The following is a 7,117-nucleotide window of genomic DNA, read 5'->3' as shown; positions in this document are numbered from 1 at the left end:
GACAGGAGGACGGGGTCCGCGTCCACCACGCGCAGCGCGAGCGTGGCCGCGTCCAGCGTCAGGGCGTTGCGGCCCGCGTCGAACGCCGGGGTGACGCCAAAGTGCTGCTCGAGCGGGCGGAGGTCCGCGGGGGCGGGGTGGGCGAAGGAGACGTGGCGCGGATTCCACGGGTGTTCGGTGAGCTGGCGCCCGACATGGACGAAGAGGGCCAGTCCGAACTCGCTGGCGTGGCGGCCGTAGGCCAGAGGCTCGCCGGGGATGCCGTAGACGAAGGTGCCGCTGCCGTCCGGTGCGTCCTGGAAGGAGGCGCGCCAGGCGGGCTCCAGCAGCGCCATGTACCGGGCCAGCGCGCGGAAGGTGTCACGGACGGTGGGGGAGGCCCGGGCGATGTACTCCACCAGTCCGTAGTTTCCGCGCGGGACTCGCTGCGCCACGTGCAGGCCGAGGAAGGCGTCTCCGGACAGGGCCTCGGCCGCGTCGAGGAAGGCGTGCAGGGTGGCCAGCGGGAGGGTGACTTCGGGCAGCGCGCTCGCGTTGGCGGGCAGCCCGAAGCGCTCCACCAGCGGGGACGGGTCGCGCCCCGTCGCGCGCAGGTAGGCGAGCATCGGTCCCACGAGCTGGGAGCGGACGTCGGTTGGTGGCCGGGAAGGGGGCGGCATCTCCACGCGGGCGCGACGCTACCGTGTCTCGGGCGCGGGGCCCACCACCCTGGAGAGGCGCTGGACGGTGCGGGCAGGCCTAGAGTGGAGGCATGGACAATCTGGCTCACTCGCTCGTCGGTGCGTGGATGGCGGAGGCGGGGCTGAAGCGCACCACGCCGCTCGCCACCGCGACGCTCGTCATCGGCGCCAACCTGCCGGATGTCGATGGCTTCGTCACCCTGGCGGGCTCGGATGCGTCGCTCTACTGGCGCCGGGGCTGGACGCACGGCGTGCTCGCCCTGGCCCTGTGGCCCTTCGTGCTCACGGGATTGATGCTGCTGTGGGACCGGTACGTGCGCAGGCGCAGGCAGCCGGACCTGCCGCCGGCTCGCTTCGGACCGTTGCTGATGCTGTCCACGTTGTCGGTGCTGAGCCACCCCGCACTGGACTGGCTCAACACGTATGGCGTCCGGCTGCTGATGCCCTTTGACGGGACGTGGTTCTACGGAGACGCGCTCTTCATCATCGACCCGTGGGTGTGGCTGCTCGCGGGCGCCGCCGTCATCATGGCGGATGCGCGCACGCGCAGGTCCGCAGCGGGGTGGGTGGTGCTCGGTGTTGCCTCCACCGCGCTCATCATGGTTCCCGCGTTCGTCCCATGGCCCGCGAAGGTGATGTGGGCCGTGGGCGTGGCCGCCATCCTCTGGTTGCGGCTGCGTGGGACCCACGTCCTCTCCGCGCAGCGTGTGGCCCGGGTCTGCGGCGTGGGCTTGTTGGTCTACCTGAGCGCCATCTTCGTGGGCTCGCAGGTGGCCGCACCCGGTGCGCTGGAATGGCTTCGCTCGCAGAACCTTCCGGTGGAGCGCGCCATCGCGGGACCGCTGCCGGCCAACCCCTTCGTGCGGGACATCATCGCCTTGGGGCCGGACCGCTACCACTTCGTCCGAGCCGACTTCCTGGCGGACGACGCGGGCCGCTTCCGCATCAGTGACGCCAGCGTGCCGCGTGAAGCCCAGCCCGGGCCTGTCATCCAGGCCGCGTTGTCGGCGCCGCAGATTCGAGGGCTGGCCAACTGGCTGCGCCTGCCCACGTACCAGGTGGATGAACGCCCTGACGGGTGGCGCGTCACCATCCGCGACGTTCGTTACTCCCGGATGCAGAGCGGCGGCTTGGGCACGGCGGTGGTGGTGCTGGATGGTGCGCTGCGCCCCGTCCGGGTCGAACGGCCGTAGGGGCATGTCCTCCGCCGCTCGCGATGCCGGGCGGGAGGTGGCGGCGGTGTCAAGGCAGGCGCCTGCGAGCGATGCCTGGTACCCCAGGGCCGCCGTCCCCGCACATGCCTCACGGGGACGGCGCCATGCACTTCAGCGCTGCAGGTCGATGCGCACCCATTCGCCCTGGGTGGCGCCGGTCAGCACGGTGAGGCCCAGGTTGCGGTAGGCGGCTTCCACGTCCGCGCGCTGGTGGGAGAGCACACCCGCCAGCACGAGCCGGTCCTTCGTCTTCGCCACAATCAGCGGGGCCAGCTCGATGAGCGTGTTGGCCAGGATGTTGGCGAGCACCAGGTCGAAGGTGCCCTCCACCTGGGTCAGCTCCTTGCCGGAGACCTCGATGTCCGGCGTGCCGTTCTCCGCCTGGTTCTCCTGCGCTAGCTCCACGGAGATGGGGTCGTTGTCGGTGGCCACGGTGCGGCCCGCGCCCAGCTTCTTCGCGGCGATGGCCAGCACGCCCGTGCCGGTGCCCACGTCCAGGACGGTGGCGCCCGGGTGCTCGGCCATGTACGCGTCCACCGCGGCCAGGCACAGGGACGTCGTCGGGTGGTCGCCGGTGCCAAAGGCCATCTTCGGCTCAATCACGAGCTGCACGGTGCCCGCGGGCGCGTTCGCCTTGTCCCACGGAGGACCGACCCACAACCTGCCCACATGCACGGACTTGATGAGCGACTTCCACTCGTTGCTCCAGTCCTGCTGGGGCTGCTCATCCAAGGTGAGCTTCGCCTCGGGGAAGGACGACGCCACCTCGTCACGGGCGGACTCGGCCGTGTCGCGCTCGTCGAAGTAGCCGATGATGATGGCCTCGCCAGGGTTCGGTCCGCGCACGCCCGGCATGAGGGGCGCTTCGCGGTCCCGCACTTCGAGGCCCAGCGCGCCCGACTCGTGGATGAGGTCCTGTACGGCCTCGGACGCTTCCTCGGGCAACTCCACTGTGAGTGACAGATAGGTCTGGGACATGCGGGCCCTTTAATCCCAGCGTGGCTAGCGTGGAAGCGCCGTGAGACGCCTCATTCGCTGGTGGCCCCTGATCTGCCTGACTGCCTGCTCGGGTCCGGACGCGCCGGATGCCGCGGTCTGTCGGGATGTCGTCGTCCGGCTTTGCCGGTCGGCGGCATCCTGTCCCGGCGTGGCGGTGCAGCTTGACCTGGGGCTGAGCTGCGAGGCCACCCTCCTCCGGCGGACGGGCTGCGAGGACGACGCCTTTGCCTTCGCATCCCTCACGCGGGAGCGCGTCCTGGAGTGCCGCGAGCCCCTGCTCAGTTGGGGCACGTCCACGGACCATCCCCCGACCTGTGCGGACGCGACGCGGTTTCTCACCGAGTGTCCGGACGTCGCGGGCTTCTTCCGGGAGGACCAACCATGAAGCGTCTGGGGGCGGCGGTGTTGGTGATGGCAGTGGGGTGCGCGCCGCTGGACGTGGAGCGGAGGACGGAGCGCGGGCCGCTCTTGCGGACCTACTCCCAGGAGAAGGCGCTGAACGAGCGCATCCCCTTCGCCACGACGCAGGTGCAGTGGCCCCAGCTCACGCTGGCGTTCTCCTCGTCGGACATCTGCCGCACCGAGCAGCATGGGGAGTACGCGGAGGACATCATCTCCACGCACAGCAACACGGGCGCGGCGGCGGCGGTGAGCACCGGAGGCATTCTTACGGTGCTGGGCGGGACGCTGCTGGTGGGGCGCACGCTGTTCTCGGACACGCCGAACCGCTCCGCCATCGATGAAAAGGGCCGTTACGGCGCCTCCAGCCGCGACGTCGCCACGGGGTGGGGCTTGGGGCTGCTCATCGCTGGTGTGCCCGCGGTGGTGGCTGGCATCGTTCAGCTCTCCCGCAGCGGCGAGACGCGGGAGACGCGAAAGACGGATGAGCTGCTGTCCTTGCGCGAGGTGCCCTGCCAGCCCAAGCCCGTGGACGGCGTGGTGGAGCTGGCGGGAGGACCGGGCCCGCAGCCTCCGCCTCGGCTCACCCTCAACGGGGCGCTGGTGCTGACGGCGGATGAGATTCGGCAGTTGTCCTTCGTCGGACTGGCGCTGGATGGTACGCCCGTCACGCTGGAAGAAGAGGACCTGGACCGGCTCGAGACCTTCCGCACCTGCGCGACGCTGCTGGCCACGCCGGTGGACCCGCAGGCGCTGGCCGGAGAGGCGCGCTCACAGCCGGACCGGCTGCGAATGAAGCGGGAGCTGGCGCGAGGCTGCACGACGCTTCCGGGCGCTCCGGCACAGCCCCTGCTCGAAGCCATCGAAGGCGCCCTCGGGAGCACCGCCCTCTAGGGGCGGCGTGTCCTCCCGAGGGACACCGCGTCGCTACGGACCGACGACCGCCAGCGCGCTGCGGTCGAAGTTGATGATTTTGCGCGCCACCTCGCGCACGTCGTCCGCCGTCACCTTGGCGACGTGGTCCGCGTAGTGGAGGAAGTTCTCCAGGCCCAGGCCGTAGCAGGTGTCCAGCGCCAGCAGCGCCGCGCGCGAGCCGTTGCGCTGCAGGCCAATCTCGTGCGTGCCAATGAGGTGCTGCTTGGCGCGCGCCAGCTCCTCGGCGGGGATGGGCTCGTCGCGCACGCGCTCCAGCTCCGCGCGGATGCCGGCCAGCGCCGCGTCCACCTTCTCCGGGCTGGTGCCCATGTACGTGGCGAAATAGCCCGGATCCACGCCTTCGATGGCGAACGAGCTGACGCTGTACGCCATGGAGCGCTTGTCCCGCAGCTCCACGAAGAGCCGCCCGCCCTGGCCGGACAGCACCGTGGAGAGCACCTCCAGCGCGTGCTGCTGCGGGTCGCCCACGCGCATGCCCGGGAAGCCGAGCACCAGGTGCGCCTGGGCCCGCGCCAGCACCTTCTTCGCCTCGCGAGGCCCCTCCAGGGGCGCCTCCAGCGACACCTTCGGCGGCGGGGCCGCCTTGCCGCGCGACGCGCCGAAGTACTCGCGCGCCAGGGCCATCACCTCGTCCACCTTCACGTCGCCCACCACGCTGAGCGTCAGCTGTGACGGGTCCATGTGCGCCGCGTGCCATGCGCGCAGCAGCTCCGGCGTCAGCTTCTCCACGGACGCCTGCTCACCCGTGGTGGGCATCCGGTAGGGGTGCGTGCGGTAGATGGTCTTGCTGAACAGGTCGAAGGCCACGCTGGACGGCTTGTCCTCGCGCGTGAGGATGTCCTGGAGCAGCAGCGTGCGCTCGCGGGCGACCTCGGCCTCCGGGAACGAGGGATTCAGCAGGCAGTCCGCGAAGAGGCGGAAGGCCGGCTCGAAGTGGCGCGACAGGAACTCACCGCGCAGGCCCACCGAGTTGCGCCCACCCTGGCCACCCAGGCTGCCCGCGTACGCGTCGATGAGGTCGGAGACCTCCTCCGCGTCGTGCGTCGGCGTCCCCCGCGTGATGCTGCGGGTGAGCAGCGTGGTGATGCCGTTGTCCTCCGGCGTCTCGTAGCGCAGTCCGCCCGCGAAGGCGGCGCGGATGGCGAACAGCGGCACCGCGGGCTCCACGCGCACGACAATCGTCGCGCCCGACGGCAGCTTCTCCGTGATGATGTCGCTGGGGCCAGCGCTCGTGCCCTTCAGGATGCGCACCGGCGAGTCACTCACGGCCACCTTGCGCGGCTTGCGCTCGGGCGGCGCCGCGGCGGGCGCGCGGTCCACGGCATCCAGCACCTCGTGGACCTGCGCCTCCGTCAGCGGTGTGCCCTCCGGCAGCAGGCCGGTGACGACGGCGCGGTCGAAGCGCAGGTAGCGCTCGGCGGCGGCGCGCAGGTGCTCGGGCGTGAGGTTGCGCACGGCCTCGTAGTAGCGGGCCTCCGCCTCCAGGCTGCCCATGCCGGACTGGTAGAAGCCCATCTTCCGGGCCACGCCCTGCACCGTCTCGCGCTGGTACACGGCCTCCGCTTCCACCAGCGCCTTGGCCGTGGCCAGCTCCTCCGCTGTCACCGGCGTGGCGCGCAGCGTGGCCAGCCCCCGCGCCGTCTCCTCCAGCGCCCGGACGGCGTTGGCGGGCTGGAGCGTCAGCGACGCGGAGAAGAGGCCCGGGTCCGTGGGCGTATACGCGAAGGTGTGGATGTCGTTGACCAGGTTGTGGCGGCGCTTCACCTCGCGCACCAGCCGGGACGCGTCTCCCTGGCCGGCAATCATCGCCAGCACGTCCAGCGCGGGCACGTCCTCGTGGTCCGCCTGGGGAATCCCGAAGGCCAGGTGGAGGTAGGCCTCCTTCACCTCGTCCGGGCGCAGCAGGATGCGCCGGCCCGCGGCCACGGGCTCCGGGGCGCGCGCTACCCGGCCCTCATACGGCCGGCCCCAGTCGCCGCCGAAGATGTCGTCCACCCACTCGCGCAGGTCCGCCTCGCGCAAGTCTCCCGCCACCGACAGCACCAGGTTCTTGGGCGTGTAGTGGCGGTGGTAGAACTCCAGCACCTTCTCCCGCGTGAAGCTGCGCACGCTCTCCTCGGTGCCGATGACGGGCAGCCGGTAGGGGTGTACCTGGTAGGCGGTGGAGAAGAGGTCACGCGAGGCGCGGCGGGACGGCGTGTCCTGGCTCCGCTTGATTTCCTCGCACACCACCTCGATTTCGCGCGACAGCTCGCCCGCGTCGAAGGCCGACCGGCGCACCGCATCGCCCAGGATGTCCAGGCCCATCCGGGCGAACTGGCTGGCGATGACGATGTGGTAGACGGTCTGGTCGTAGGAGGTCCAGGCGTTGATTTCGCCGCCATGGGACTCCACGTCCCGAGCGACCTCACCGGGGCCGCGGCGCTCGGTGCCCTTGAAGAGCATGTGCTCGTGCAGGTGGGCCAGCCCTGCCTGGTCCGGCCGCTCATCGGCGCTCCCGGCCTTGACCCAGACCTGGAAGGCCGCGACCTTGGCGGCGTGCTGCTCCTCGAAGACGACGGTAAGCCCGTTGGGTAGCGCGTAGCGGATGGCCATAGAAACTTCCGAAGCTGTCACCGGCCCACTGGGAGGGCAAGGCGAGGTGTGATGTTTTCCCTCACTGGCTAACGCCTGGGAGCCTCGGCGTCGAGGAGACTGTACGGCTGCCGTCCGACCGGATGGATGGACTTCGGACGCGCACATGCCCACGCGTCTCTGGTCGTGAGCCCGTTCGGGGGGTAACCTGCGCCCGCCCATGCCGTCACCTCCGGAAGAGGTGGATCCGCTCGCGGACCTGCGCGAAAGCCTGGACCTGGAAGACACCGGTGCCTCGGTGGCCCCCGCCGCCCC

6 protein-coding genes are annotated in these 7,117 nt (G+C 70.8%); 3 read left to right on the top strand and 3 right to left on the bottom strand.

Annotated features, from left to right (window positions below):
• A partial coding sequence (locus FL344_RS37540; RefSeq protein ID WP_228565653.1) for an AraC family transcriptional regulator occupies positions 1-605 on the bottom strand: 605 nt, incomplete at its 3' end.
• 146 nt (positions 606-751) lie between these two features.
• Here FL344_RS37540 and FL344_RS37535 point away from each other — a divergent pair.
• The gene (locus tag FL344_RS37535; RefSeq protein WP_141621881.1) at positions 752-1,873 is read left to right on the top strand and encodes a metal-dependent hydrolase; all 1,122 of its coding nucleotides are present in this window, start codon (positions 752-754) and stop codon (positions 1,871-1,873) included.
• A 132-nt stretch (positions 1,874-2,005) separates the two neighbouring features.
• Here the strand turns inward: FL344_RS37535 and FL344_RS37530 are convergent, their stop codons facing one another.
• Positions 2,006-2,872 carry a 50S ribosomal protein L11 methyltransferase gene (locus FL344_RS37530; RefSeq protein WP_141593181.1) on the bottom strand — a complete coding sequence of 289 codons (867 nt, stop codon included), beginning with the start codon at positions 2,870-2,872 and terminating at the stop codon, positions 2,006-2,008.
• Positions 2,873-3,041: 169 nt separating this feature from the next.
• On the opposite strand from FL344_RS37530, the gene FL344_RS39605 reads away from it, so the two are divergent.
• Both FL344_RS39605 and FL344_RS37525 read left to right on the top strand, forming a co-directional pair.
• The gene (locus tag FL344_RS39605; protein ID WP_228565652.1) at positions 3,042-3,278 is read left to right on the top strand and encodes a hypothetical protein; all 237 of its coding nucleotides are present in this window, start codon (positions 3,042-3,044) and stop codon (positions 3,276-3,278) included.
• Positions 3,275-4,186 carry a hypothetical protein gene (locus FL344_RS37525; RefSeq protein WP_228565651.1) on the top strand — a complete coding sequence of 304 codons (912 nt, stop codon included), beginning with the start codon at positions 3,275-3,277 and terminating at the stop codon, positions 4,184-4,186. The genes FL344_RS39605 and FL344_RS37525 overlap by 4 nt, the downstream gene beginning before the upstream one ends.
• A 33-nt stretch (positions 4,187-4,219) precedes the next feature.
• On the opposite strand, the gene FL344_RS37520 is transcribed toward FL344_RS37525, so the two are convergent.
• On the bottom strand, positions 4,220-6,823 hold the full coding sequence (locus FL344_RS37520) for a pitrilysin family protein (RefSeq protein WP_194863405.1): 2,604 nt from the start codon (positions 6,821-6,823) through the stop codon (positions 4,220-4,222).
• Between the last annotated feature and the right edge of the window lie 294 nt (positions 6,824-7,117).

Origin of the sequence: Myxococcus sp. AB036A (assembly GCF_006547355.1) — a bacterium.
GTDB classification, from domain to species: domain Bacteria; phylum Myxococcota; class Myxococcia; order Myxococcales; family Myxococcaceae; genus Myxococcus; species Myxococcus virescens.
This window is presented reverse-complemented; position numbering and strand designations above follow the sequence as displayed.